Source organism: Aerococcus sp. L_32 (genome assembly GCF_050689315.1).
On the sequence record NZ_JBOEQF010001110.1, the window covers coordinates 1 to 607 of the forward strand.

Annotated in this window: 1 protein-coding gene; it reads left to right on the forward strand. The window is 34.3% G+C overall.

Going from position 1 to position 607, the window contains the following annotated elements:
* Positions 1-292, forward strand: a 292-nt coding sequence (locus ACRCJ0_RS18430) for a sensor histidine kinase (protein WP_431391611.1), incomplete at its 5' end; no start/stop codon positions are given.
* Positions 293-607: the final 315 nt, after the last annotated feature.

Consider the following 607-nt stretch of genomic DNA (forward strand, 5'->3'; position numbering starts at 1 on the left):
CATTTCTGAAGAGGAAAATATGATTCAATTTAAAATTTCAGATAATGGTATCGGCATACCACAAGAGGACCTTCCACGAATATTTGAACGATTCTACCGGGTAAGTAAAGACCGGTCAACTGCATCTGGTGGTACAGGGCTAGGTTTATCCATCGTTCGTAATATACTAGAACATATGGGTGGTAGGATTGAAGTAGATAGTGTATTTGGAAGGGGAACAAGTTTTACGGTCTATATTCCTAAGCTAGAACCGCTAGAATTAGATGAAGAAGATGAAATTGAAGAAGAATAAACGAATAGTAAATTTAGCCGATGAGGGAAGATAAATGAGAATTTACCAATGAAATTTACACAAACTTTACAATATATTTACATAACTGGCGGTAATTTACATTTTATCCACTTAGATATTTACAATCATCTTATATAATAACCTTGTAATCGTTTGGAATATGGTTATATGGATTAAGAAAAAGAAAAGGTGGAAAGTATAAATGACTTTTAGCAAGCTTTCAAAATTAGTTTTAGCGTTAGGTGCTTCAGCTGCTTTAGCTGCATGTGGAAACAGTGACTCTAGTAATGACTCAACGGATACTAGTTCTGATTC